Source organism: Streptomyces sparsogenes subsp. cuspidosporus (assembly GCF_039532705.1).
Lineage (GTDB): Bacteria > Actinomycetota > Actinomycetes > Streptomycetales > Streptomycetaceae > Streptomyces > Streptomyces sparsogenes.
Genome location: NZ_BAAASD010000001.1, coordinates 342,557 through 368,116 on the forward strand (window position 1 = coordinate 342,557; position 25,560 = coordinate 368,116).

Here is a 25,560-nt window from a genome sequence, read left to right on the forward strand (position 1 = left end):
TTGGAGATCGTGGAACGTTCCCCCGGGGTTCTCGCACCGCAGTGGCGACTCACCAGCATCGGCATCGCCGTGTCCATCAGCCTGTTCGCGTTCGAGGGTCTGGCGGTCGCGACCGCGATGCCCTCGGCGGTGCGCGAACTCCGCGGGCTCGCCTTCTTCGGCTGGTCCTACAGCGCCTTCCTGGTCATGAACCTGGTGGGCCTCGGCGCGGCGGGCCAGTGGTGCGACCGCGTCGGTCCGCGCAGGCCGCTGCTCACCGGCATCGCGGTGTTCACCGCCGGCCTGCTGGTGGCGGGAACCGCCGTGAACATGGTGATCTTCGTCCTGGGCAGGAGCGCGCAGGGGATCGGTGTCGGGCTGGCCTCGACCGCGGTGTTCAAGCTCGTGGCCACCGCCTACCCGCCGGAACTGCGCCCCCGGGCACTGGCCATCATCTCCGCGGCCTACGTCGTGCCGGCGTTGGTCGGGCCGATCCTCTCGGGCACGATCACCGCGCACGTCGGGTGGCGCTGGGTGTTCCTCGGCCTGGTGCCGCTGGCACTGGCCTGTGGAGGGGCGCTGCTCCGCGCCCTGCGCATGTCGGCCGCGCCCGAGGGCACATCGGCGGGCGGGTTTCGCAAGCCCCTGTTCGCGCTGCTCGCCGGGGGTGGGGTCGTCGTCCTCCAGGCGGGGGGAAACGCCGTCGTCGCCGGGCGGACGCCGCTGACCGTGCTCCTGCTGGGGGCGGGGCTGCTGGCGCTGGTGGCAGGGCTGCGGGAACTGCTGCCCCGGGGGTCGACCCGGCTGCGTCGGGGAGTGCCCGCCGTGATCGCGGTGCGCGGCCTGCTGGCGGGGGCGTTCTACGCGGTGGAGTCCGTCGTGCCGCTGAGCCTCGCCACGCTCCACGGTTTCGGCACCGCGGCCGCCGGCCTGCCCTTGCTGGCGGGATCCATCGGCTGGTGGGCCGGGGCCCAGGCGCAGGGCCGGATCACCAGGATGACGAGGCCTTCGCTGCTTCGATGGGGCCTCGTCGCCCTGGCGTGCTGCTTCGTGGGCATGGCGGCCCTGTGCCTGGAGGGGGCGCCGGGGTGGCCGGTGTACCTGCTGTGGATCGTGGGCGGGCTGGGCATGGGGGTGTCCGTTCCCACCACCGGCGTACTCGTACTCGAACAGTCCGCCGAGGAGGAGACGGGAACGAACTCGTCGGCGCTGCAGATCAGCGACGTGACCGCGGCCGGCCTCGGCACGAGTGCGGCCGGGGTGCTCGTCGGCGCCACCGAGGCGGGGCACCTGGGGTTCGGCGCCGGGATGGGGGTGCTCGGCGTGGTGGCGGCGGCCGTCTGCGCCGCCGCGGCGGCGGGTGCCTCGCGCACCGCCCGCGCGGGGGAAAGTACCGCGGTGGGCTGAGCCGTACGGATGCGTGCGCACCGGCTGACGCATAATCAGCTGGCATGTCTCGTCAGGAGGTCGCTAACATGACCCACATGTCGACTCCCCGTGTTTCCTAGCGGCCCATCCCGCCCGAGGGGACAGGTCTGCCTTCAGGAAGCCACGGAGAGTATCCAAAGTGATTACAGTCTGTCATGTAGATGTGCGTGTCGGCGCCCGTCTGCTGCTGTCGGACGTCAACTTCCACATCTCGCCCGGTGACCGGGTCGCCCTCGTCGGGCGCAACGGGGCGGGCAAGACGACGCTCATGCGCACGATGGCGGGTGAACTGCGGCCCGCCGCCGGGACCATCAGGGCGACCGGACCGGTCGGATACCTCGCCCAGGACCCGCGCGGAGCCGACCAGAACCAGACGGTCATGGGCCGCGTCCTGGCCGCCCGCGGCCTGGACCGCGTCACAGCCGCACTGCGCGCCGCGGAGACCGTCATGGCCGAAGCCGGGTCCGACACCGAGCGGGACCGGGCCATGCGCGCCTACACCAGGGCGCAGGACGAGTTCGACGTCCTGGGGGGCTACGCGGCCGAGGCCGTGGCCGCACAGGTGACGGCGGGTGTGGGGCTGCCCGACCGGGTGCTCACGCAGCGGCTCGGTGAACTGTCCGGCGGGCAGCGCAGGCGGGTGGAGTTGGCGAGAATTCTCTTCGCCGAGCAGGACACGCTGCTGCTCGACGAACCGACCAACCACCTCGACGCCGACTCCGTCGCCTGGCTGCGTACCTTCCTGTCGGGGTTCTCCGGTGGCCTGCTGATGATCAGCCATGACACCGATCTCGTCGCGGATGTGGCGAACCGGGTCTTCCACGTCGACGCCGAACGGCTCGCGATCGAGGTCTACAACACCGGTTGGCAGCGCTACCGGACCGACCGCGAGGCCGCCGAGCGCAGGAGGACCAGGGAGCGTGCCAACGCCGAACGCAAGGCGGCGGCGCTGCGCGCGCAGGCGGAGAAGATGCGGTCACACGTGGCGACCGCGGTGGCCGCGCGGAACATGGTCCGGCGCGCGGACACCATGGTGCGGGAACTGGAGCCGGCCCGCAGGGCCGAACGAGTGGCCCGGGTGCGGCTGCCCACCCCGGAACCCTGCGGGCGCGTCCCGCTGGCGGCGGTCGGCTTGGCCAAGTCGTACGGCGAGCACGCGGTCTTCGACGGGATCGACCTGGCTGTCGACCGGGGCAGCCGTCTGGTCGTGCTGGGGCTCAACGGTGCGGGCAAGACCACGCTGCTGCGCGCCCTGGCAGGTGAGGAGCCGCCCGACCGGGGACGGGTGGTGCCGGGACACGGCCTGCGTCTGGGGTACTTCGCCCAGGAGCACGACACGCTCGATCCCGCCGCGACGGTGTTCCAGTCGCTGTCGTCCTCGGCCCCGGGACTGACCGACGGCGAGGTGCGACAGGTGCTCGGCGCGTTCCTGTTCCGCGGCGACGACGCCGACAAGCCCACGGGTGTCCTCTCCGGCGGCGAGAAGACCCGGCTGGCGCTGGCCTGCCTCATCCACTCAGGCGCGAACGTGCTGCTGCTCGACGAACCCACGAACAATCTGGACCCGGTCTCCCGTGACGAGGTCCTGGCCGCCGTGGGCGACTATCCGGGCGCGGTCATCATGGTCACCCACGACCGCGGCGCGGTGGAGGCACTCCGTCCCGACCGGGTCCTCTTCCTCCCCGACGGGGAGGAAGACCTGTGGAACGAGGAGTACGCCGACCTGATCTCCCTGGCCTGACCCCGGCCGGCGGCACGCCGCCCGCGCCGTCGGGACCGGGCCCCTTCCGAGCCCATACCGGCAGAAGCAGAACACCATACGGCCATCCCCGGTCCTTTCCGGACCGGCCGATTCGCTGAGGGAGCACCATGCTCGACCTGAAAGGCCGCACAGCACTGGTCACCGGTTCCTCGCGCGGGATCGGCCGCGGCATCGCCGAGCGGCTGGCGGCGGACGGCGCCCGGGTGGCCGTCCACTACGGACACGACGAGCGAGCTGCCCAGGAGACCGTGGCGCACATCCGGGAAGGCGGCGGAGAGGCGTTCGCCGTCGGCGCCGACCTCTCCACGCTCGCCGGGGTGGACGGCCTGCTGGCCGAGACGAGCTCCCGGTTCGCCGACGGCGGCAGGGACAGACTCGACGTGCTGGTCAACAACGCGGGCTTCAGCACGACGTTCTTCGAGGCCACCACACCCGAGATCTTCGACAGGCTGTTCGCGGTGAATGCCAGGGCACCCTTCTTCCTGGTGCAGCGCGCGCTGCCGCTGCTCGCCGACGGCGGCAGGGTGGTGTCGGTCTCCTCCGCGGCGGTCCGGGTGGCGGTGGCGGACGTGGCCTACACGATGGCCAAGGCCGCGGTGGTGGCGATGAACCGGACCCTGGCGCACCTGCTGGGCGAGCGTGGCATCACGGTGAACACCGTGGCCCCCGGTGCCGTGGACACCGACCTGACCGCGGCGGAGCGGCGGGAGCAGCCGGAGACCAGGCAGGTCATCATCGACATGACCGCGCTCGGCCGAATCGGCACCCCCGCGGATGTCGCCGACGTCGTGGCGTTCCTCGCCTCGGATGACGCGAGGTGGGTCACCGGACAGCTCATCGAGGTCAGCGGCGGCCTGTTCCTGGGGCTTCCCCCGGGGCTCGCACACTGACCGCGTCCGCCACCGACAGAGGGGAGGGGCCCGTGTTCGGACACCCCTTAGTGGGACTCGCCGAGCCAGCCCGCGTCCGACGGCGCGTCACACCCGACGAAGCCGTTCACGAACGCCTCGACGGCCCGCTCGTCGGCAGCGGTCCGCGCCAGGTCGTCGAGGAACTCGGCGGTGAAGGGGCGCAACTCGGCTTGCTCGCAGGTGTAGGAGAAGGCCGCGAGCCGCTGCGCATCGCGGGTCGCGGCATAGCCCGCCAGCGCCTCGTCGAGCCCGGCGGAACCCGAGAGCCCGGCGTCGAGGGCGTCGGCGAGCACGGCGGCGTCGGCGAAGGCGTCGGAGATCCCCTGCGCCGACACGGGATCCTTGTGGTGGCCGGCGTCCCCGGCCAGGACCCACCCCGGGCCGTGGGCGCGCCTGCGGGCATTGCGGACGGCCGCGGACCGAGGCCGCGACACCAGGTCCGCGCCCGCCAGGGCCTGCCCGACCTCGGCCACCTCTCTCAGCGACGACATGTAGAACTCATCCAGCGCCGAACGCCCCGGGCCGGGGGCCTCCTCGGGAGGGAAGACCAGCGAGACCACGGTGAGATCGCCGTTCGTCGGCCACAGGGAGATGCCGCGCCGACCGCGGAAGACCACCCGCACCCCACGCTCCGCGACACCTGTCCAGTAGCCGTAGAGGCTGCGCGCGAGTACCCCCCTGTCCTCCAGGACCGGGGACCTCACCAGGCGGGCGACAGTCGAGTTGCGGCCGTCGGCCCCCACGACCACGCGGGCGTGCAGGCCGGCGGGCCCGTCCGGGCCGGTCCCCAGCACCCCCGCCACCCTGCCGTCGTGGACGATGAGGCCGGTGACCGCGAAGCGTTCCCGCAGCCGCGCCCCCTTGGCGCGGGCTTCGGACACCAACAGGGCGTCCAACTCGGTCCGCCGGGGTGCGTAGGTCACCGCTTCCGTCCGCCCGGCCTTCGGCCTGCCCGCCACCACACGGCCCTCGAAATCGAGGGAGGCGCTTGCAATGGGCGGGCACCCCGTTTTCTCCAATGCTGGAACAAGGCCCCATGCGCGGAGCTGTTGAACGCCCGGCCACCGGATCCAGTGCGTGGATATCGTGTCAGTTCCGGCAGACATCTGGTCAACCATCTCCACCACATAGCCGCGTTGGGAGAGAAGCATTCCCAGCGGGGCACCGGCACAGCGCGCGCCCACGATCAAGACGTCGTAAGGATGATCTTCCGTGCCCAATTGACTAACGCTCACTGATCACACATCCATTTCTCCGCGACAAATCCGACTTCGGTGCGCGCGTCTCGCACGCTGGTGAAAGGTGCGGCGCAATGACGCATTAAATAGCAGGTCAGGCGCGTCATGCGGATACAGTCGGGGCGATGAACAGTTTTCGTCACATGTGGCTGAAGCGTGCCCGGAAAACCGTCCCCCGTGCGACGAAAGATACCCGTACGATCACGGGGAGACACTCTACGACATAGGCTTGGCTCAAATTATTTACTTCCTTCGGCATGTCGTTGACGCCTCTCGGCGGGCCAACCTAGCATCGCGTTATGGTCAGTGATTCGATTCCGCAAATTGCGGCGCGATGTCATCAGGAGACCGATCCCATACACCTGCTCTGTTATTTTGCCCCCGAGGTAGAACAAGAGCTGACCTCGACGGGGCTCGAGCCAGGACACATGGCGTATTTCGCCGGCCGTGCCGCTGCGCTCGGCCGCGCCTCGTCCGCCGCAGTGGCAGCCATGCTCTACAACTTCAACCCCGCTCTCGTCGCCCGCCATCTGCCCAGGGCGTGGGACCTGGCCTCGCCGGAGCGTGTGGTCGAGGCCCGTCTGTCCGCCGTGGACCGGGCGTTGCGCCGCATCCTCGGCGACGAGGCGGTGGGCGGCCCGGAGGTCGCCGAAGCGGCCGCACTCGCCCGAGCCGCCGCCGAGGCATGCTCCCCCGAGGGACGGCCCCTGTACGCCGCGCACGCCCAGTTGCCGTGGCCCCGTGAACCACACCTGGTGCTGTGGCACGCCATCACGCTCCTGCGCGAGCACCGGGGCGACGGCCACATCACCGCCCTGGTCGGCCACGGTGTCGGCGCCATCGCGGCGCTGGTCACCGATACCGCCACCGGCAGATCCCTGTTCGGTGCCCAGCAGATGCGCGAGCACCGCGACTGGTCCGAGCAGGAGTGGGACGCGGAGGTGTCCGCGCTCACCGAGGCGGGCCTCCTGGACTCCTCCGGACGGCTGACCGAGGCGGGCAGCCGGCTGCGTTCCCGGATCGAGGACGCGACCGACGCCGCCGCGGCTCCCCCCTACCGGTCCTTGGGAGCCGACCGTGCGGAACGGCTCATCGCGCTGTGCAAGCCGCTCCGCGACGCCGTGGTCGCCTCGGGCGATCTGCCTCCCGCCGACGCGGCGGCCCAGCCCGCCCACGGGTGAGATCGCACCCACCGCCGTCCACCCGCACCGGTGGCACCCGCCGGCCACCGCTGCCGACGTGAGAGGAGGAGCCCGCACACCACCCGCCAGACGTTGCCCACCCCGCCACCTTCCGCTCTCCGTCCCGCCACGGGTCGTGTCCGGACCGCCATCCGGACGCGACCCGCTCCCCAGCAGGTCGTCCGTTCCGCGGCAACACCGCGGAGCACAGCGTCGGGTGCCGCTCCACCGCCAGGAGCGGCACCCGACGCCGACCGGTGCGCACCGTCTGCGGTCCCGTACCCCGCCACGCGACTGACCCCCAGCGGAGCTATACGACTCACGCAGTGGAAGTGATCCATGGACGTCACCACACTCATCGACGCGGTCGCACGGATCAAGAGTGAGGCCGACGAGCTCACCCACCAGGAGATCATCGACAGGCTCTCCGGCCCGCTCGCGGAGTTCACCACCTCGACGGAGAACCAGGGCTTCGCCGAGGCGTACCGCCCGAGCGGGAATTACACGCGGCTGCTGTTGAACGACCCGCAGGAGCCCTACCAGATCGTCCTCGTGTTCTGGGGCCCCGGACGGGGGAGCCCGATACACGACCACGACGACACGATCGGCGCGGTCAGCGCGCTCACCGGTGAGACGAAGGAGATCAAGTACATCGTCACCCGGTGCGAGGGAGAGCACGTCAAGCTCACCCAGGGCAGCGAGTTCACCATCGCGCCCGGCCGGGTCACCCCGATCCTGCCCGAGGACGACAAGCAACTGCATCTGATGATCAACGAAGAGAGGCGCTGGGCGGCCACTGTCCACGTCTACCTCACCGCGATCCACCGCTACCGGCAGTACGAGCCCGCGCCGGACGGCTCTTTCCGCACGGCCGAGACCTCGCTGTGGTTCGACGAGTGCGGAGTCGGGCGCAGGATGACCAGGAGCGCCCGTTCCTGACCCCGCCAGGGCACACCTCCCGGCCGCAGGGGCGCGCCACGCCCACCGCGCGCGTCCGGTCCCGTAGGAAAAGGGGTAACGATGGACATGCTCGACGCCGTGGCCCGCCAGGTCCGCCGGGCGCCGGACTCGCCGGCGCTCACCGACCACCGGGGCACCCGGTTCACCTACGCCGAACTCGACTCCGCCGCCCGTGCGGCGGCCGGCGCCCTGACCTCCCTCGGCGTACGCCCCGGGGACCGCGTCGGGTTGGTGCTGCCCCGCACCGCGGACCTGTTCGTCCTCGAACTCGCCGTGCTGCTCGCGGGTGCCTGCTTCACGCCGTTGGACCAAGCCCAGCCACCGGACCGGCTACGCCTGCTGCTGAAGCGTGCCTCCGTGGCGCTGCTGATCACCGACGACGACGAACTGGCCGGGGCCGCCGGCGTCCCCACGGTCCGGCCCGAGGGGCTGCCGGCCCGGGGCTGCCCCGCCCCGCCCGATCCGGGCGCCCGGCCGGAGGACCCCGCCTACTGTCTGTTCACCTCGGGATCGACGGGAACGCCGGTGGGCACCCTGATCAGCCGTGCCGCACTGGACGTGTACGTCGCCGCGTTCGCGCGGCTGGTGGGCGCCTCGCCACGAGAGCGCGGAGCGCAGATCGGCTCGCCCGGGTTCGACGTCACCATCGACGAGCTCTGGCCGTTCCTGAGCACGGGCGCATCCGTGCACATCGCCTCCGACACCGACCGCTCGTCGCCCCGGGCGCTGGTGGACTGGCTGCGCGCCAACCGGATCACCCAGACCTACGTCCCCCCGCTGCTGTTGGAGTCGATATTCCGCCTCGACGGCGTGGACCTCGGCGACGTACGGCTCATCCGCACCGGCGGCGAGCGACTCGCCGCCTACCCACCGCCGGATTTCCCCAGCCGCGTCCTCAACGAGTACGGGCCGACCGAGACCGTCGCGGGCGCGGTCTTCTGCGACGTCTCCGCGTGGCCCGACCGCGGCGTCCTGCCGCCGATCGGGACGCCGTTGCCGCACATCAGGGCCAGTGTCCGAGACCCGCGCGGGAAGCCGGTCGCGCCCGGCACACCGGGGGAGCTGTACCTGGGCGGCCCGACCGTCGGCATCGGCTACGTCGGCGACGACGAGCGCACCGCGCACAGGTTCGTCGAGGTGGACGGGGAACGCTGTTTCCGCACCGGCGACCTGGTCCGCGAACTGCCCACCGGCGACCTGGAGTTCCTGCGCCGCCTCGACGACCAGGTGCAGCTCTTCGGAAAGCGCGTCGAGCTGGGCGAAACGGAGAGCGCGGCGGTCGCCCATCCCGCGGTCCGGCGGGCGGCAGTGGCCGCTCCGACGGACGACGCGGGCCGGGCGGAGCGGCTGGTGTGCTTCGTGGAGTGGCAACCGGGGCACGGCGACGCGGACACCGCCGATCTCCGCGCCCACCTGTGCCGGTTGCTGCCCGGTCACATGGTGCCCACCGAGGTGCGCACAGTCGACCGGCTGCCCACCACCCCCGCCGGCAAGATAGACCGGAGGGCGCTGCTGCGTGCCCGGCCGGGTCCGCCCCGCCCGGCACCGACCCCGCAGGCGCTGGTGCGGGTGTGGGAGCGAGTGCTGGGCGTCACCGGCCTCACCGTCCATTCCGACTTCTTCCTGCACGGCGGTGACTCGGCGCGGGCGGTGAGCGCGGTGACGGAGATCGGTCTGCGGCTGGGCCTGCGGGTCAGCGTACGCGACGTGTTCGTCCACCCCACCCCTGCCGAGCTGGCCGAGCGGCTGACGGAGGAGAGGCAGTGAGCGCAAGCCTTGTGCTCGACATGGTCACGACCACAGCGACCGCCCACCCCGAGGCGACCGCCGTCGTCCAGGGCGAGCGGTCGCTGACCTACCGCGAACTGGCCGCGGCCGTGGCCCGCTTCGCCGCGGCACTGGCCGGCGCGGGCGCGTCCCCGGGCGACCACGTGCTGCTCGCGCTGGACAACCGGCCCGAGTTCGCGGTCGCCTACTTCGCCACGGCCGAGGCGGGCTGCACGGTGGAGGCCATCGATCCGGACCAGCCGGAAGAGGTGCTGCGGCGCAGGCTGGCCGGTGGTCGGCCGGCCGTCGTGGTCACCACGTCCGGACACCCCGTCGCCGCACTCGCCGACTGCCCCGTCCTCACCGTCGACGCCCCCCTTCCCCGGTCGCGGGCGACGACGGGCCGCCGGCCGGCACAGGCGGACGGCCCGTGGGTGACGGCGCTCTCCTCCGGCAGCACCGGTGAACCCAAGCGCGTCGTCCGCAGCCAGGCCCACCAGGTCGCGGAGGCCACCAACATCACCGCGACCGCGGGCATCACCTCCGATGACGTCCTGCTCTGCCCGGTGCCGCTGTTCCACGCGCTCGGACAGTTCTGCTGTCTGCTGGCGGCGGTGCGCTCCGGCGCCACGCTGGTGCTGCCGGACCGGAGCGCGGGCGCGTCGTCGGTGGACGCCGTGGTGCACGCCCTGGCCCGACACCGCGTCACGCTGTTGATCGGCGTGCCCCAGACCTTCGACGCCCTGGGCGACCTGCCCTCCACCACCCCTGTCGACCTGGACACGGTGCGCCTGTGCCTGTCCGGGAGCAACTTCCTCGACCCCGCCGTGGCGCAGCGCTTCGAGGCGCGCTTCGGCCTCCCCGTACGCCAGACCTACGGGAGCACGGAGGCGGGCAGCGTCTGCTGGGACGTCGGCGCGAAACCCTCCCCGGGCACGGTCGGCACCCCGCTGGAGGGCGTACAGGTCCAGGTGACCGACGAGAACGGCGCCCCCCTGCCGCCGGGTGTGACGGGCGAGATCGTGGTCTACGGCCCCGCCGTGGTCAACGACCCCGGAAGCGACCACCACAGAACAGGCGACCTGGGCAGGCTGGACACACACGGCAGGCTGACCGTCGTCGGGCGGTCCCGGGTGCTGATCGACACCGGCGGGCACAAGGTGAATCCGGTCGAGGTCGAACAGGTGCTGGCCGACCACCCGCTGATCGCCGACGCCGGAGTGGCCGGCCTCCCGCTGCCCGGCCGGGGAGCACTGCTGGTGGCGGCGGTACGGCTCCGCGACGGCACCCGGGCGCAGCCCCCCGACGTGCTCGCGCACTGCGCACGGCGCCTGCCCCCCTACGCGGTGCCCCAGCGGGTGCGCGTGGTGGCCGAGGTGCCGCGCACTCCGCTGGGCAAGATTCGCCGCGCGGCGCTCGCCGCCCGGCTCGCGGACGAGCGGGACGAGGTGGCAGCCGGTCTGCGGGAGCGGCTGGCAGCGCTCCCTGCGGACCTGCGGCGCACCGAGGTGTGCGAACACCTGCGCCTCAGGGTGGCCGAGGTGGTGGGCACGACGCCCTCCGCGGTGGACCCCGGCGCCCCGGCGCGGGCGGCCGGCGTGGACTCGCTGGCCGCGCTGCGGCTGCGCATGGCCGTGCACAGGGAACTGGGGGTGAAGCTGCCGCTGCCCTCTCTCCTGGGACCACGCGCGCTGAGGGAGCTGACCGACGAACTCGCGAATCGGCTCGACGAGCCCGAGGACGACACCGATCCGGTTCCGCACGGACCGGTCGAGGGCCGGTTCCCGCTGGCGCCGAACCAGATGTCGCTGTGGCACGCCGACAGTCTCGACCTCGGCGGATCGGCCTACGTGGTGGCCTTCGCGGCGCGCCTGGCCGACGGCTGCGACGTGGAGGCCCTGCGGCGGACCTGGACCACCCTGGCCCACCGGCACCCCGCTCTGCGCACCTCCTTCCCCCTGCGCGACGGCACCCCGGTCCAGCAGGTGTCCGCCGCGGCGGAAGTGGACTTCGCGGTCGTACCCGTGCCGTCGGACTGGGACCGCGCGAACCGCGAGGAGCTGGTCCGTTCGGCGTTCGAGCCCTTCGACCTGACCACGCGACCGCCGCTGCGCGTCCGGCTCTACACCGGACCGGCCGAGGGGCCGGTGATGGTGGTGTCCCAGCACCATCTGATCACGGACTACTGGTCCATGATCACCATGCTCCGGGAGCTGGCGGTGGTCTACGCGGCGGAGAGCACCGGCGCGGAGGCGTACCTGCCTGCCCCCGCGCACGCCTACACCGACTTCACGGCCTGGTCGCTCGCACGGTCCCAAACCCCCCTCGGCGCCGAGGACCTCGCATACTGGGTGCGGCACCTGACGCCCCCGCCCCCGCCCGCGGACCTGCCCACCGACCAGCCCCGACCCGTGGTGCGCGGGCAGCGCGGCTCGGCGGTGCGAACGGACCTGTCGCCGGCCCGGGCAGCCGCCGTCCGCACACACGCCCGTGCCACCGGGACAACCCCGTTCGCCGTGCTGCTCGCGGTGTTCCACGTGCTGCTGCACGCCCACACCGGACGCGCCGACAGCGCCGTCGGGGTGAACACCGCGGGCCGCGAGCGGCCCGAGTTCGGCGATGTGCTCGGCTACTTCGTCAACCCCGTGGTGCACCGGGTCCGACTGGCACCGGACCAGACGTTCTCCGCCCTGCTCGACTCGGTCACCGAGACGCTGCTGGCCGGGCTCGGACACAGCGGCGTCACCTTCGCGGAGCTGCTGGGACCGGTGGGCGCACCCCGCGACCGAAGCCGCGCGCCGCTGGTGGAAGTCGGCTTCGGGCAGAACACCGCGCACGACCCCGCGCTGAGCGGAGTGGGCGCGCTGCTGTTCGCCGACCGCGACGGCGTACGGGTGCCCCTGGGTCCGCTGACCCTGGAAACGGTCGCGCTGCGCCGCACGGGAGCCGTCTACGATCTGTCGGGCGCGGTCTTCGAGGGCGACGACTCGATCTCGATCACCTGGGAGTACGACGCGGGCCTGTTCACCCGGGCCACGGTGCGCCGGATGGCGGCCCGCTTCGGGGCGTTGGTGGACACCCTGCTCGCCGCACCCGACACCGAGCTGGGAGCCCTCTCCGCCCTCGCCCCGCACCCGCGTGGGCTCATCGGGCCGCGCCCCGGCGAACCGATCACCGACCGCGTACGGCGGTGGGCCGAGGCATACCCCGAGGCCCCGGCGGTCGTCGACGGCACGGACACGGCCACCTACGGCGAGATCGACCGGGCCGCCGACCACGTGGCAGCCGCTCTCGCCGCCCACACCGGCCCGGCCCGTCCCGCCGTGGTGGCCGTGCGGGCCGAGCGGGCAACCGACCTGGCCGCCGCGTGCCTTGGAGTGCTGCGCGCGGGGCTGGTCTGTGCCCCTGTCACCGGAGAGGACGGCCCCGAGCCCGCCGAGGCGCCCGAGGTGGGGGCATCGGCCCTGGTGGACATGGCGGGGTCCGCGGATGCCCCGGGCTCACCCGCGGTGCGCGTGCACATCATGTCCACGGCGTCCGCGCCCCCGGCAGAGCACCCCACCGGCCTGCGGGCGCCCGCGCTGGTCGTACGCACCAGCGGCACCACCGGCGCCCGGCGGCCGATGGCGCTCACCCACCGGGCGCTCGCCGGCGCGGTGCGCGACGCCGAGCGGGGCGAGGTGCTGATCGCCCGGGGCACGGCCGACCGGCTCGCGCTCGACCTGCTCACCGCCCTCGCCGCAGGGAGCACCGCGGTGCCCCTGGCTCCCGCCACGCGGCTGGCGGAGCTCGCGCAGGGCAGGGCGGCGGCCTCGGCCCGGATCACCCCCACCGAACTGGCCGACCTGCTCCGCGGCCTGGACGAGGGCGGCGGCACCCCCCTGGTGCGGACCCTGGTGGTCAGTGGCGAGCCCCTGGGCTCGGACCTCGCCGACCGGTGGCGGCACCACGCTCCGCGGAGCCGCCTCGTGCACAGGTACGGCGGTGTCGAGTGGGGACCGGTGGTCTGCGAGGAGGAGGTGCCCGCCGGCCACGCCCCGGCGGTCGTGGAACCGGACACCGGCATCGTGCCCGTGGGCAGGCCCTCGGCCGACCCGCTGCTGTGCGTGGTGGACCCGTGGGGCCGTGCCTGCCCGACGGGAGTGCCCGGGGAGATCTGCGTGGATGCCGAGGAGGCCCCGGCACCGCTCGGCGCGGCGCGGGAGCACCCCGCACTCCGGCACCCGCGGCTCCCCGATGCCCGGGTGCGGCGGACGGGGGACGCGGGTATGTTCCTCCCGGACGGGAGGCTGGTCGTGCTCGGCCGGTTCGCGGAGATCCACTCCGGGCACGGCTACCACCACGCCCCGGCCCGGGTCGAGCGCGTACTGCGTGGCCACCCGGCGGTACGGGCGGCCACGGCTCCAGGAGACGGAGCGGGACGGTCCCTCGCGGTGGTGGAGACGGACGGTTCGGTGTCCGAGGGCGAGCTCATGGATCTGCTGTCCCGCGAACTGCCCACCCACCTGCTGCCCGAACAACTGCGGTGCGAGGCGCGGCTGCCGAGGACGCCGGACGGCAAGGCATCGCGCGTCCCGGCGACACCGGCGGTCGCCACCCCTCAGGCGCCCGTGCCCGCACAGGACATGACCGAGGTCGAGGCCGCGCTGGCGAGCGTCTGGCGCGAGATCCTCGGCGTCGACCACGTCGGCCTGGACGACGACTACTACGCGCTGGGCGGCGACTCGGTACAGGCCGTGAGGATCGCCACGAAGGCTGCCGAAAAAGGGCTGCAGGTCACCCGTCGGCACCTGTTCACCCATCCGACCATCCGCTCCCTGGCCCGGGTGACCACCTCGGCCGCCGGCGCCACCAAGGTGAGCGAGACCTTCGCCCGGCGCAGGTCCATCCCCCTGACCCCGGTCCAACGCTGGTTCTTCGAGCTGGAACTGCCCGACGTGAACCACTGGAACCAGTCAGTCGCGGTGCGGGCACCGCGGTCGCTGGCCTCGAAGACGCTGCTGGCCGCGGTCCAAGCGGTGGCCGACCACCACGGCGTGCTGCGCCACCGCTTCCGCAAGCGGGGCACGGACTGGGAGCAGGTCAGCGATCCGACGGCACAGACCGTGGCGATCGAGGAGGTGACGGCCTCCGACGACGATGCCCTGTCCGCCGCGATCACCCGGGCCAGGCGGGGTGTCGACCTCGCCGCGGGGCCGCTGCTGCGCGCCACGCTGATCCGGGACGGGGCAGGCCGGCGCCTGCTGGTCCTCACCGCCCACCACCTCGTGGTGGACGCGCTGTCGTGGGGGGTGTTCCTGGACGACCTGCGCACCGCCTGCGCCCACCGCGCCGCGGGAGAACCCGTCCGGCTGCCCCCGGTGCCCGTCGCCTACCACCAGTGGGCGCGTGCCCTGCGGGAGCACACCGACAACGTCGCCGGGCGCTCCGGCCCCGCCGTACCGGCCGGCGCGCTCCCCGGCCCGCCGCCCACCACATACGAGGCCGGCACCCGCGTCGTCGAGCGCGCGCTCGACTCGGTGCACACCCGATCCCTGCTGGAGGGCCTGCGGAGGCGGGGCGCGCACCCGGCTGACGCCGTGCTGGCGGCCGCGGCGGACGCGGCCGCCGCCGACCTGGGCTGTCGCGCCGTCCCCGTCGTGACGGAACTGCACGGTCGCGAAGAGGAGGTGGTCGGCGGTGCGGACCTGTCGCGGACCGTGGGCTGGTTCACCGCCCTGGCTCCCGTCCTGGTCGAGGCCGCACCGGACGCCGAGCCGCGCGAGGTGCTCGACAGCGCTCGGAGGGCCCGTGCACACCATCCCCCCGAACACGGCATGGTGCGGTACGGCACCTCGGACACCACCGTTGCCTCCCGGCTCACGGCAGCGGAACGCCCGTGGGTGAGCGTGAACTACCTGGGCGGGATCGGATCGGTGTTCACGGGCACGACCGGACGCGACGACGGCCTGGCGGAAGTCCCGTTGCCGTACCGGGACGACCGGGGGCCGAGCAACCCCAGGCCGTTCCACTGGGAGTTCAGCGCCTACACGAAGGACGACGAGCTGAGGCTGCGGCTGGCACACGCGGGCGACGGCGGTCAGGCGGAACGCCTTCTGGACACCGCCTGCGACTACCTCCGCTCCCTCGCCACCGTCCTGGCCACGGCAGCGCGGGAGGAGACGCGATGAGCAGGAACTGGCTGGTGGACCTCGTGCCCGCCGAGCGGCCGGGGCGGGTGGCGTACCTGTTCCCCCACGCGGGCGCGGGCGTCAGCGCGGTCCTGGCACTGGGCCGGGCCCTGGCCCCTGACCCCCACCCGGTGGCAGTCCGTCTGCCCGGCAGGGAATCGCTGCTCGACCAGGCTCCGATCGCCGACCTCCCGGCCGTGGCCGGGCGGCTGGCGGCCGCCATCCGTACGCACGCGGGGGAGGCACAGATCATCCTCTGCGGCCACTCGTCAGGGTCGGTGCTGGCGTACGCGACAGCCCGTGAGCTGGAGCCGGAGACCGCCGCTCTGCTCGTGGTGTCGGCGCAACAGGCGCCGGGGACACCCGTCCGTACGGCCGCCGGGGCCTGGGACCTCCCGGACGACCGGTTCTTCGCCCAGGTCGTCACGGACGGCTACCTGCCCGCCGAACTGCTCGATGCCCCGGACGTCCTGGAGATGGTGGCCCCGGCTCTGCGCGCGGACTACCGGGCGACCTACGAGTACCTCACCGGATCCACCCGGTGGGCCCCTGTGGCGTCACCGATCCTCGCCGTCCGTGCCACGGAGGACGAGACCGTCGCCGAGGAGGACATCGCCGCGTGGTCGGCGCTGACGACGGGCGGCCACACGACCGCGCTGATCGCCGCCGGACACAACCTGCTGCGCGACCGTCCGGTGGAGTTGGCCGACGCGCTCCGGCACGCGCTGCCCTGAGCGCGGGCCCGGTGGCAGGCTGGGCCCGGTGGCGGGCGGTCAGGACCTGCGGTGTACGGAAACGGCGTAGTCCCCGCCGGTGTAGGGGTCCTGGGACCAGGTCGCGTACCTGGCCTCGAGGGTGAGCCCCGCCGCACGGCAGTGAGCGTCGTAGTCGTCCAGCGTGTAACCGCGGTCCAGGGAGAACCCGGCGACGAGACGCCCGGCCGGCCGGACGTGCCGTGCCACCCCGGCCACCAGGGCCGGTTCCGTGCCCGGCGGGGTGAACAGGGGGACGTTGCCGGCCATCACCACCACGTCGAACGACTGCCCGAGGTCGAGCCCCACCAGGTCCCGCTGACACCAGCTGATTCCCGGCGCCCGGCGCCGGGCGGTGGCGAGCATCGATTCGTCGACGTCCACGCCCGTCACGGCGATCCCGTGGCGGGCCAGCTCGATGGCCACCCGTCCGGTGCCACAGCCCGCGTCGAGGACCGTGGCCGGCGCGAAGGAACGGACCAGCGCGGCTTCACCATGGACATCCCCTCCCTCGCGGGCGATGCGGTCGAACCGGGCCTGGTACTCCTCACCGTTCCACGTCATGCGATCACCATGGCACACCCGGTGCTTCGCCCAAAGGACGATTTCCGGCGCTTCCGCCGGTGGCCGTCCGCTCGCCGCATCGATCCACCACGCGGTCCTGCCCCGCCGTGTCGGCGCCCCGGGGAGTGCGACGTCCGATTTCCGCCAGCCGGAAACACCGTCGCCCGGCACAGTGGCCAGGCTAGCGTCGCGCCCGATCCGCACGTACGCCGCCCGACCGCACCGCATGTTCGCACCGCACGTTCGCACCACCTGAGCGAGGAACCCATGCATCTGACCGTCGAACCGAGAGTGCTCTACTTCGGCACACCTGTGGTCCTGCTGAGCACCTCCAACGAGGACGGCTCGGCGAATCTGGCGCCGATGTCCTCAGCCTGGTGGGTAGGGCAGTCGTGCATGCTGGGCCTGGACGAGACCTCCCAGAGCACCAAGAACCTGATCAGGACCGGTGAATGCGTACTCAATCTCGCTTCAGCGGAACTCGCCGACGCGGTCGATCGCCTGGCGCTGCTCACCGGTTCGCGTGTCGTGCCCGACCACAAACTCCGCAAGGGCTATCGGTACGAGAGTGACAAATTCGGGGCGGCGGGACTGTCCCCGACGCCTTCCGAGAAGGTGAGCCCCCCGCGGGTGACACAGTGCCCCGTCCACCTCGAGGCCGTCGTCGACCGCGTCCATCCGTTCGGCGAGGAGGACTCCGGCGTCGTGGCCGTGGACGCGCGCGTGGTCCGGGTCCACGTCGAGGAAAACCTGCTGGTGCCGGGTAACCGCCGCCACATCGACGCCGACCGATGGGATCCCCTGATCATGAAGTTCTGCGAGTTCTACGGCAACAGCCAGAACGTCCACCCCTCCCGGCTGGCCTCGGCCTGGGGGATCCTCGGCCCCACCGCCGCGGTTGCCGACGGCTGAGCAGTGGCCGGCCCGCCCGCCGCCACGGCGCAGCCAGGGTCTGACCCTCCTGAACACCAAGACCCTCGCCTCCGGAAGCTGCTCCTGCCAGGACACCTCATTGACCACGGGCCCCGGCCGCTGAATGCGGCCGCGTTGGATCGGTTGCCAACCAGCGGGCGGGGACGCTGGGCTGTGCGTGCACTCCGAAGGGTGCGCGGCCGCCATCACGCATACAACCCTTGGGTTCCGTCAGGAGTCTCCTGATCGGCAACCGTCTCGCGAAGCCGTGGCTGCCTTCCGGCGAACGCGGGCGGAATGCCACCCATTGACTGCGGATACCTGCCAAGGTATCCCCCACATGCTGCAGGAGAACCCCGCGTGCACAAGCACCTTCGTATCGCTCTCGCGACGGCCGCCGCGGCCTCGCTGACGGGCGGTGTGCTCACGTTATCGGCGGCGACAGCCGCCAGGGCGGCGGACTCGACGACGGTCCCCCGCGCCGACTTCAACGGCGACGGCGTCGGCGACGTCGCCTTCTCGGCCGCCGGCGCTTATGTGAACGGCAGGGGCACCGCGGGCCAGCTCGTGGTGCTCTACGGCACCTCCACCGGTGTGTCGTCCGCCAAACGGACGGTGCTCAGCCAGAACAGCGCCGGCGTCCCCGGCACCGCGGAGGCGCAGGACGCCTTCGGCGGGGAGACCGCCTACGGCGACTTCAACAGCGACGGTTACGACGACATCGCCGTGGCCGCGGCCGGTGAGGACGTGGGTAGCGACACCGACGGCGGCACCCTCGCCGTGCTGTGGGGCTCGGCCTCGGGCATTACCGGCAAGGGTGTCACGATCGCGGACCCGGCCCCCTCGTCGCACGACTCCTGGGGCAAGAACCTGGCCGCCGGCGACTTCGACGGCGACGGGAAGGACGACCTGGCCGTCGGCAACACCTCCAGCACCGTCTACGTCTACAAGGGCGGCATCAGCACCTCCGGCACCGCGGGCGGCCGCTATACGATCAAGCCCCCGATCCAGTCCGGCGGCAGCGCCCGGGGCCCGCTGAACCTCACCGCCGGTGACGTCAACGGCGACAGCCGCACCGACCTCGTGGTCGACGGCTTCGAGACGCAGACGGACTGGGGCTGGAACACCAACTACTACGTGCCGGGCACCTCGAGCGGCCTCAGCATCTCCTCAGCGCAGACCCTCAAGCCCGGCGTGATCACGGCCATCGGCGACGTCAACGGTGACGGCTTCGGCGACATCGTCAGCGGCGCCTCCTGGAACAACACGGCGGACGACGGCACGCCCATCCCGGACTCCGCCCTGGGCGGCAAAGTCAACATCACCTACGGCTCCAGCGGGGGCCCCGGCTCGACCACGGGCATCACTCAGAACACCGGCAACGTCCCCGGCGGATCTGAGAAGAACGACGGGTTCGGTTACGAGCTCGACCTGGGTGACATCAACGGCGACAACTACCAGGACATCGTCATCAGCGCCGCGGGCGAGGACCTGAACGGCGTCGCCGACACCGGTGCGGTCACCGTCCTGTACGGTTCCGCGAGCGGCCTGAACACCAGCTCCGGCGCCCAGTACTTCGCACAGAGCACCGCCGGCGTGCCCGGCGACGACGAGAAGTACGACGGGTTCGGCTTCGACACCAAGCTCGACGACGTCACCGGCGACGGCAAGGCCGACCTGCTGGTCAGCTCCTGGGAGAACTCCGGCAACGGCGCGGTGACGTACCTGCCCTCCAGCGGCACGAAGATCACCACAACCGGCGCCCGCTCGATCTCGCCGAGCTCATCGGGAGTCTCCACCACCGGCACACCGAACTTCGGCGCCAACTTCGCCGACTGACCACCCCAACCGCGCACCGGGCCCACTCCCCACCGGGACGCGGGCCCGGCCCGTGGTGATCCTGCTCGAAGAGGCCGACAAGGCGACCATCCGGCAGGGGCCCTGCGGACACCTGAAGGCCGAAAGCCAGGCACCTTCGCAGCGTCCGACGTCAGTCCGGGTGAACAGCGAGCGGCGGGCGCCCGTCGCACGCTGTCCGGGGGCCACCCGCATGGGCACGTGCCGCTTCATGTCGCCTTTGCTGGACACTGGGTGCCGCCTTCGCATGACACGCGAACGGGTTGTGTCCCTCCCCGGGGACACAACCCGTCGGCCTCCACCGTCACTGGGGACGGGTACTGCGTCTGGCTCCCCAGGCCGGCCCGACCGCCGACCTGGACGTACGTCATGCCCGCGCGTGCCCCCGGTAGCACGCTGTGGGAGGGGCCCGTGCCCGTAGACCCGCTCTGGAACAGCACGGCGGCACGCCAGATGGCCGCACAGCGCCGTCCCGGCGCCCCGATCCGCCTCGGCCGTCAACACCGCACCTGGACGCTGGCCGTGCTCGCGGAGCGGATCGGCTGCTCCACGGCCACCATTCGCGGCTGGAACGCCGCTCGCGGGTGGTCGACTTGAGGCTGGTACGCCCGGCGGCGGCCGAGGTCGGCATGCCCCGGCAGGTCCTGTTGACTTCTCTGGCGCCACCAGCCATGGAGCACCGGCCGGCACCGGAGTGACGGCCGGCCCGCGTGACGCTCAGGAGGCCCCATGCGCCGCCGCACGCTGCTCACCGCCACGGCGGCCCCAGGCCCTGCCGCCCTGCTCACGGCGCCGGAGGAGCTCTCGCGGCCACCCCCGCGCCGACAAGCGGCCAAGGGCCCCTGGACAGCCGCGTGGCCGCCGCCCGGGAGCTGGCGATCGTGCTACGCCACCAGGACCGCCACGGCGAGGCCCAGCGCCTCATGGCAGCGGCGGCCGCCGACGTGGAGGCGACCGGCCTGCGCACCGACGCGGCGGCGGCCGCGTACGCGCAGATGCTGTGCACGCCGGCCTACACGGCCGCACGCGCCGGCCAACGGACGGAGGCGCTGGCTATGGTCGAAGAGGCCCGCCGCTCCGCCCGCCGACTGCCCGAGGCACTCCCGCCGGGCCGCCTGTTCCCCTTCAGTCCCGCGGCCGTCGATCCGTACGCGGACGGCGTTCACTGGGACCTCGGCGACGCCGGCGCCGCGCTGGAGGCCGGGAAGGACCTGCGTCCCGCCCAGTTCCCGACCGCCGAGCGTGCTCTTGGTGGACGGCACGCACGCGGAGCACCACGCCACGCAACGGGCTGCGGGAAGTCGGGTCAGGGTGTCTGGGCCCCTGCGGGCGTGGGGTCCAGGGAGTCGAGGAGCTGGCCGAAGGTGATCTTCTCTTCGTCGTAGTCGAAGGTCATGGCGGTGGCGAGTGCCTCCCACCGTTGCGTGCTGCGCCCGCAGTGGTCCAGCAGGGTCTGCAGGGCGACTTCGGGTTCGTGGCGGGCGAGGACCTCGTCGGCGGGGATCTGGCGCAGGTGCTCCAGGGCGCGGTAGCGGGATTTCACGACGGCGCGGTAGATCTCGGAGCGGGCGAGGATGTCCCCGGTGGCGGGGGAGTCGAGCCAGGACTGCAGGACGGCCGCGGGATCGGGGTGCTTGGCGAGTTCGCCGTCGTCCAGCAACCGCACCACACCGTCGGCTTGGTCTTCGGGTGCCGGGACGGCGGTCGCCGTGGCCAGGAACCAGGCGGGGTGCACGCCCTGTCGGACGCGAACGGACTGCCTCTCCTTGTCGGCGTCTCGGCCGGCACACCCACGACAGCGAAGGGTTGAAGCCCGTGGCCGGAGGTCATCAAAGGAGACACGACCCCCACCGCGGCCGCCACGTCAAGCCCCAGCGCCTCCATGCGGACACAGCCTACGACTGCACTGACTTGCGGAATGGTTACGTGGCAAACGCATCGGAGTACGGATCGCCCGCAAAGGCATCGAGTCCAGCGAACGACATTTCGACTCATCGATAGCCTTCATCCTCATGATGCGCGCTTGGATCTTGCCGATGCTGCTGGTGCTCTGCGGCTCAGTCCTGGCGGCTGGGCTGATCGCCAGTGAGACACCCGGCACAGCCGCCGTCCCCTCGCTCGTCTTTGTGCTGCTCGCAGTCGTGAACTCGCCTCTGATCTTCCCAAGGTCGATCGACGCGCTGGAGGCACAGCGCCGCAGCGCGGTCGACGGCCAGCCGGTCGTCTTCTGGCGACCCGGTTGCACGTACTGCATGCGGCTACGCATCCGGCTGGGCCGCAGGGCCCGCCAGGTGCACTGGGTCGACATCTGGCGCGACCCGGCTGCAGCCGCAGCAGTGAGGGCAGCCAACGGAGGCAACGAGACCGTGCCGACCGTCATCGTGGCGGGCCGGCCGCACACCAACCCCGATCCTGCATGGGTGCGCGAGCAACTCTCGCGTCCCGCGTGATCGGGAGCGCAGCCGAGGTCAAAAGCCAAGCTCAGTGGCTGTTTCTGAGCCCCGGTTCCGAGCAGCCTGGGCGCTGCGCCGGCGGGGTGCCCAGGGGCACCGGGAGGGCCGCTTCCCCGAGCTGATCGACATTTTCCGCGAGGCCCACGTCCCGCCCGCATGGACGGGCGCGGACGCGTTCGCCCAGGAGATGCCCGGCTGTTCCGCCTCGACCGCACCAAGGGCCAGGAGCAGGCCCTGTACGTCGCGGCGGGGAAGGACACCCTGAGCCAGCAGCTGACCGGCTGGCTCGCCGACGGCGGCGTCCCGGTCCTGGGGGTCCGCGGCTTCGGCTCGCAGTCGTAGGCCGACATCGTCGACGACCGGGTCACCGCCGACCCTCGCGACGGGGTTCTCCTCGTAGTCGGCGATTTCGACTGCTCGGGCGAGGACATCGAGCGGGACTGGGTGGCACGCACGGGCTGCTGGAGCCACACCGAGCGGGTGCTGCTGAGCTACGAGCAGGTGCGCGCCTACGAGCTGCCCGCGACCGAGGGCAAGCACGACGACCCGAGGTGGCCGGCCTTCGCCCGCCGCTACGGCTTCGACCCCCGCTGCCCGGTGCGGTGGGAGGTGGAGGCGCTGGAGTCGGCCGAACTCCGGCGCCTGGTCCTCACCGCCGTCGGCCCTTACATCGACCGCGGCATCCTCGCCCGGCAGATCGGCCGAGAGGAGGAGCAACGCCGCGCCCTGGCCGCCTTCCTGGACGGCTGGGACGCGGCGGGGCGGGGGAGCACCGGCCGACTGTATCCCCTGCAGCGGGCGTTCATCGACCAGGACGCCTTCCAGCGCGGCTACTGCACCCCCGGACAGATCATGTCCGGCGAGGCCTGTGTCCGCGAGGGTCACAGCTGGAGCCGATCCGGCCCAGGAGCGCGGCCAGTTCGGCGGGCGCGGACAGGAACGGGGAGTGGCCGGTATTCAGTCGTTCGACGTGTCCGGCGCGGGCGGACATCCGCTCCTGCAACGCGGGCGGGAGCGCCTTGTCACGCTCGCAGAGCCGGCGCCCTGTACTTCGACGTCGAGTACCACCCGGACATCTTCCGGCAGCACTTCCGGGCCGCCCTCTGGCTGGAGATCGACCCGTCCCGCCTCGCCGAGGCGGGGGCGGCACTCGCCGCACACCCCGAAGTCGCGTATGCCACCGCCACGACGGGCACGGCGAACCTCTACGCCAGCATCGATGTGGCGACCGCCCAGCACTTCTACCGCTACCTCACCGAGTCGGTGGCCACCCTCCCCGGCCTCCGCCACACAGCGACCGCCCCCATACACCGCACCCTGAAGGGCCCTGGCCCCTACCTCCCGACGACGGCGTGACGACAACCAACACCCGCTGCCCCGCCCATGGCCCGTGACGCCCCGGACACCGGGGGCGGCGTGGCCCGGGCCGCCGGGGGGCGGCGCCCCCTCGACGCCGCACCCACCGGCGCCTGCCACGCGACCCGCGAACTCGTCGATGCGCTGCTGTACGCGGACGCTTCCGGTGACGTGGCCGGTGGATCTGACGCCGATGGCTGAGCACCTGCCTGGGTACCGCGCGATGTACGAGCCGTTGAACTGCGGAGTGTGGACGTGCCTCGGCTGCGGCAGGCGCTGACCGCTCTGCCGATGCCGCGGGCTGCCGACGGCCGTCTGGTCCTGGCGGTCGACGTCAGCAACTGGCTGCGCCCCGGCGCCCCGACCAGCGCGGACCGTCTGTTCTGCCATGGCTACGGCCGCAGCGGACGGTCCTCGGACCAGTTCATTCCCAGCCGGCCGTGCTCCCTCGGCCTCGCGCACTCCCTGTCCACAGGCTGATCAGAAACTCGGAAAGTCCCCTTGACCAAGCGCACATCGATCACCGGGCACGCCGGTGCTGACCACGCGTCGACGATCTCCTTCATGGTCGCGCGCGCCAGGCCGTAGCCAGGGGGTGGCGTCCCCTGGGTAAACGCAACCCTGGCTAGGGATGGGGGCACGGCCGATCGTTGAGGTCGCAGCAGGGCGACGGCGAGACCGCGGCCTTGACCGTATCTACTACAGGAGTCAGTAGTGCCTGTCCTTCCTTCCCCCGACGGGATGGCTGCCCCGGCCCAGCCCTCGGCCTCACCCCGTGTCGCGATCGTCATTGGCGGCTCGCGCGGCATCGGCCGCCAGTCCGTCGGCCGGCCGCCGACGGGTACGCCGTCGCGGTCGGCTGTGCCGGCAACCAGGACGAGGCCGAAGCCGCCGTGAACCGTCCCGCATCCCCGGCAGCTTGCTCACCGCAGGCAGCTCCCTGTAACGCCCCACTGAGAGAAGGAACAACCAGCCATGCCTTTCGCGAACTTCAAGGTCCCCGAGAAGACCCTCACCCCGAAGCAGAAGGAGGAGATCGTCACCCGCACCACCGAGCTGTACGTCGAGATCTACGGTGAGCGCGCCCGTAACAACACCATGGTGCTGGTCGAAGAGGTCGCCGACGGCGGCTGGGGCATCTCCGGCAACGTGCTGACTTCCGCCATGCTCGAGGCGGCACCGACCGACACCAGCGACACCTGATCGCACCCACCGGCCGTCATTCGGCCGGCCAGGATTGCGTCGCCCGAGGTCGGCGCGGATGCCCCGGTGGCGGTGCCGGACGTGGCCTGGCATCGCGGAGTTCGTCGACGAGGCCGGTCACCGCGGGATCGGTGGGGTGGCGGGTGAGGGCGGCGTGCGGCTCCATGGCGACCTGGTGGCGGAACTCGGCGGCGTCGGAGACCCCGTACAGCGTGGCATCAGGTCGCTGCGGCCCGAGGAAGGCCCGGCGCGCGAGATCGCGGACAGTTCCGCGGAGATGTGCCAGGACCGCAAGCGTATGGTCAGGCCACACCCCCCTTTCTTGAGCGATCGATCCAGATAAGTTACGGTGGGATCATGGCAAGGACCCGGGAGTTCGACACCGAGGCGGCGGTGAGCCGCGCCATGGAACTGTTCTGGGCGCGCGGCTACGAGGCGACCTCGGTGCGCGATCTGGCCCAGCACCTGGGGATCGGACAGGGATCCCTGTACGCCGCGTTCGGCGACAAGGACGGCCTGTACCGGGCCGCGCTGGAGCACTACCGCACCACCCTCGCGGCGGCGGCCCTGCGCAGTCTGGAGGAGGAGGCGGACGCCCGCGCGGCGATCCGTACGCTGCTGACGGAGCGGATCCGCATCGCCGTCAGGAGTGGCGGCCAGGGCTGCCTGGCCGTCAACGCCGTCTGTGAGCGACTGCCTCAGGACGCGGCGACCCGGCGCACCGTGCGCGACATGCAGGACGCGAGCCGGGAGGCGCTGACCGAGGTGCTGCGGACCGCGATGGAGCGGGGCGAGATCGCGGCGCGGCGCGACCCGCATACGCTTGCCGCGTTCCTGGTCACCTTCCTTAACGGGCTGCTGGTCTCCTCGAAGATCACACCGGACGCGTCCGCCCTCGAACCCCTCGTGGAAGTCGCGCTGACCGCTCTCGGCTGAAGGGCCCCGCGACCCCGGCGGGACGTTTTCCCTGCCCCGAATCTGTAACGGTCGCTCAAGAAAATGAAAGCCCGTCCCGGCCGCGACGACAGCGCCCCAAGCAGCGCCGACGGCCGAGCCGCCGGCCGGCC

Annotated in this window: 19 protein-coding genes and 4 pseudogenes; 20 read left to right on the forward strand and 3 right to left on the reverse strand. The window is 72.2% G+C overall.

What is annotated here, in order from left to right:
- Positions 1–9: 9 nt before the first annotated feature.
- The 3 genes from ABFY07_RS01300 to ABFY07_RS01310 all read left to right on the forward strand — a co-directional run bounded on the left by ABFY07_RS01300 (position 10) and on the right by ABFY07_RS01310 (position 4,059).
- The gene (locus ABFY07_RS01300; RefSeq protein WP_346172606.1) at positions 10–1,386 is read left to right on the forward strand and encodes an MFS transporter; all 1,377 of its coding nucleotides are present in this window, start codon (positions 10–12) and stop codon (positions 1,384–1,386) included.
- Positions 1,387–1,546: 160 nt separating this feature from the next.
- Positions 1,547–3,148, forward strand: a complete 1,602-nt coding sequence (locus ABFY07_RS01305; RefSeq protein WP_346172607.1) for an ABC-F family ATP-binding cassette domain-containing protein — start codon at positions 1,547–1,549, stop codon at positions 3,146–3,148.
- A gap of 128 nt (positions 3,149–3,276) precedes the next feature.
- On the forward strand, positions 3,277–4,059 hold the full coding sequence (locus ABFY07_RS01310; protein WP_346172608.1) for an SDR family NAD(P)-dependent oxidoreductase: 783 nt from the start codon (positions 3,277–3,279) through the stop codon (positions 4,057–4,059).
- A 47-nt stretch (positions 4,060–4,106) separates the two neighbouring features.
- Here the strand turns inward: ABFY07_RS01310 and ABFY07_RS01315 are convergent, their stop codons facing one another.
- Positions 4,107–5,315, reverse strand: coding sequence for an NAD(P)/FAD-dependent oxidoreductase (locus ABFY07_RS01315; protein ID WP_346172609.1), 1,209 nt, complete (start codon positions 5,313–5,315; stop codon positions 4,107–4,109).
- A 302-nt stretch (positions 5,316–5,617) separates the two neighbouring features.
- On the opposite strand from ABFY07_RS01315, the gene ABFY07_RS01320 reads away from it, so the two are divergent.
- The 5 genes from ABFY07_RS01320 to ABFY07_RS01340 all read left to right on the forward strand — a co-directional run bounded on the left by ABFY07_RS01320 (position 5,618) and on the right by ABFY07_RS01340 (position 16,130).
- On the forward strand, positions 5,618–6,499 hold the full coding sequence (locus ABFY07_RS01320; protein ID WP_428836827.1) for an SCO6745 family protein: 882 nt from the start codon (positions 5,618–5,620) through the stop codon (positions 6,497–6,499).
- Positions 6,500–6,838: 339 nt separating this feature from the next.
- A complete protein-coding gene (locus ABFY07_RS01325) occupies positions 6,839–7,438 on the forward strand; it encodes a cysteine dioxygenase (protein ID WP_346172611.1) in 600 nt (199 codons plus the stop codon).
- An 81-nt stretch (positions 7,439–7,519) separates the two neighbouring features.
- A complete protein-coding gene (locus tag ABFY07_RS01330; protein WP_346172612.1) occupies positions 7,520–9,226 on the forward strand; it encodes a non-ribosomal peptide synthetase in 1,707 nt (568 codons plus the stop codon).
- Complete coding sequence (locus ABFY07_RS01335; RefSeq protein ID WP_346172613.1) at positions 9,223–15,396, forward strand: condensation domain-containing protein; 6,174 nt, start codon at positions 9,223–9,225, stop codon at positions 15,394–15,396. The genes ABFY07_RS01330 and ABFY07_RS01335 overlap by 4 nt, the downstream gene beginning before the upstream one ends.
- The gene (locus ABFY07_RS01340) at positions 15,393–16,130 is read left to right on the forward strand and encodes a thioesterase II family protein (protein WP_346172614.1); all 738 of its coding nucleotides are present in this window, start codon (positions 15,393–15,395) and stop codon (positions 16,128–16,130) included. The genes ABFY07_RS01335 and ABFY07_RS01340 overlap by 4 nt, the downstream gene beginning before the upstream one ends.
- A gap of 39 nt (positions 16,131–16,169) precedes the next feature.
- On the opposite strand, the gene ABFY07_RS01345 is transcribed toward ABFY07_RS01340, so the two are convergent.
- Entirely contained in the window at positions 16,170–16,712 is a 543-nt protein-coding gene (locus tag ABFY07_RS01345) for a class I SAM-dependent DNA methyltransferase (RefSeq protein ID WP_076971573.1), read from the reverse strand.
- A 267-nt stretch (positions 16,713–16,979) separates the two neighbouring features.
- Between ABFY07_RS01345 and ABFY07_RS01350 the strand changes: the two genes are divergently transcribed.
- From ABFY07_RS01350 to ABFY07_RS01365, 4 genes and pseudogenes are all read left to right on the forward strand, one after another.
- Positions 16,980–17,624, forward strand: coding sequence for a flavin reductase family protein (locus ABFY07_RS01350; RefSeq protein WP_346172615.1), 645 nt, complete (start codon positions 16,980–16,982; stop codon positions 17,622–17,624).
- Between the two features lie 360 nt (positions 17,625–17,984).
- Positions 17,985–19,463: an FG-GAP-like repeat-containing protein gene (locus ABFY07_RS01355; RefSeq protein ID WP_346172616.1), complete on the forward strand. Its 1,479-nt coding sequence runs from the start codon at positions 17,985–17,987 to the stop codon at positions 19,461–19,463.
- Positions 19,464–19,892: 429 nt separating this feature from the next.
- Positions 19,893–20,078, forward strand: a complete 186-nt coding sequence (locus ABFY07_RS01360) for a helix-turn-helix domain-containing protein (RefSeq protein ID WP_346172617.1) — start codon at positions 19,893–19,895, stop codon at positions 20,076–20,078.
- Between the two features lie 209 nt (positions 20,079–20,287).
- A pseudogene (locus ABFY07_RS01365) lies at positions 20,288–20,725 on the forward strand (transcriptional regulator); the annotation flags it as partial.
- Between the two features lie 62 nt (positions 20,726–20,787).
- On the opposite strand, the gene ABFY07_RS01370 reads toward ABFY07_RS01365, so the two are convergent.
- Positions 20,788–21,216: a hypothetical protein gene (locus tag ABFY07_RS01370; RefSeq protein ID WP_346172619.1), complete on the reverse strand. Its 429-nt coding sequence runs from the start codon at positions 21,214–21,216 to the stop codon at positions 20,788–20,790.
- Between ABFY07_RS01370 and ABFY07_RS01375 the strand changes: the two are divergent.
- The 8 genes and pseudogenes from ABFY07_RS01375 to ABFY07_RS01425 form a co-directional block, all read left to right on the forward strand.
- Positions 21,214–21,463 (forward strand): annotated as a pseudogene (locus tag ABFY07_RS01375) (transposase); the annotation flags it as partial. The gene ABFY07_RS01370 and the pseudogene ABFY07_RS01375 sit on opposite strands and share 3 nt — an antisense overlap.
- Positions 21,464–21,493: 30 nt before the next feature.
- Positions 21,494–21,931: a glutaredoxin domain-containing protein gene (locus ABFY07_RS01380; RefSeq protein WP_346172853.1), complete on the forward strand. Its 438-nt coding sequence runs from the start codon at positions 21,494–21,496 to the stop codon at positions 21,929–21,931.
- Between the two features lie 159 nt (positions 21,932–22,090).
- A complete protein-coding gene (locus ABFY07_RS01385; protein WP_346172620.1) occupies positions 22,091–22,276 on the forward strand; it encodes a hypothetical protein in 186 nt (61 codons plus the stop codon).
- Positions 22,277–22,378: 102 nt separating this feature from the next.
- Positions 22,379–23,290, forward strand: coding sequence for a 2Fe-2S iron-sulfur cluster-binding protein (locus tag ABFY07_RS43020; protein ID WP_428836828.1), 912 nt, complete (start codon positions 22,379–22,381; stop codon positions 23,288–23,290).
- 27 nt (positions 23,291–23,317) lie between these two features.
- A pseudogene (locus ABFY07_RS01405) lies at positions 23,318–23,737 on the forward strand (transposase); the annotation flags it as partial.
- 294 nt (positions 23,738–24,031) lie between these two features.
- A pseudogene (locus ABFY07_RS01410) lies at positions 24,032–24,186 on the forward strand (3-ketoacyl-ACP reductase); the annotation flags it as partial.
- Between the two features lie 79 nt (positions 24,187–24,265).
- Positions 24,266–24,493 (forward strand): tautomerase family protein, encoded by a 228-nt coding sequence (locus ABFY07_RS01415; protein WP_346172621.1) that lies wholly within the window; start codon positions 24,266–24,268, stop codon positions 24,491–24,493.
- A 357-nt stretch (positions 24,494–24,850) separates the two neighbouring features.
- Entirely contained in the window at positions 24,851–25,429 is a 579-nt protein-coding gene (locus ABFY07_RS01425; RefSeq protein ID WP_346172622.1) for a TetR/AcrR family transcriptional regulator, read from the forward strand.
- The last annotated feature ends 131 nt before the right edge of the window (positions 25,430–25,560 follow it).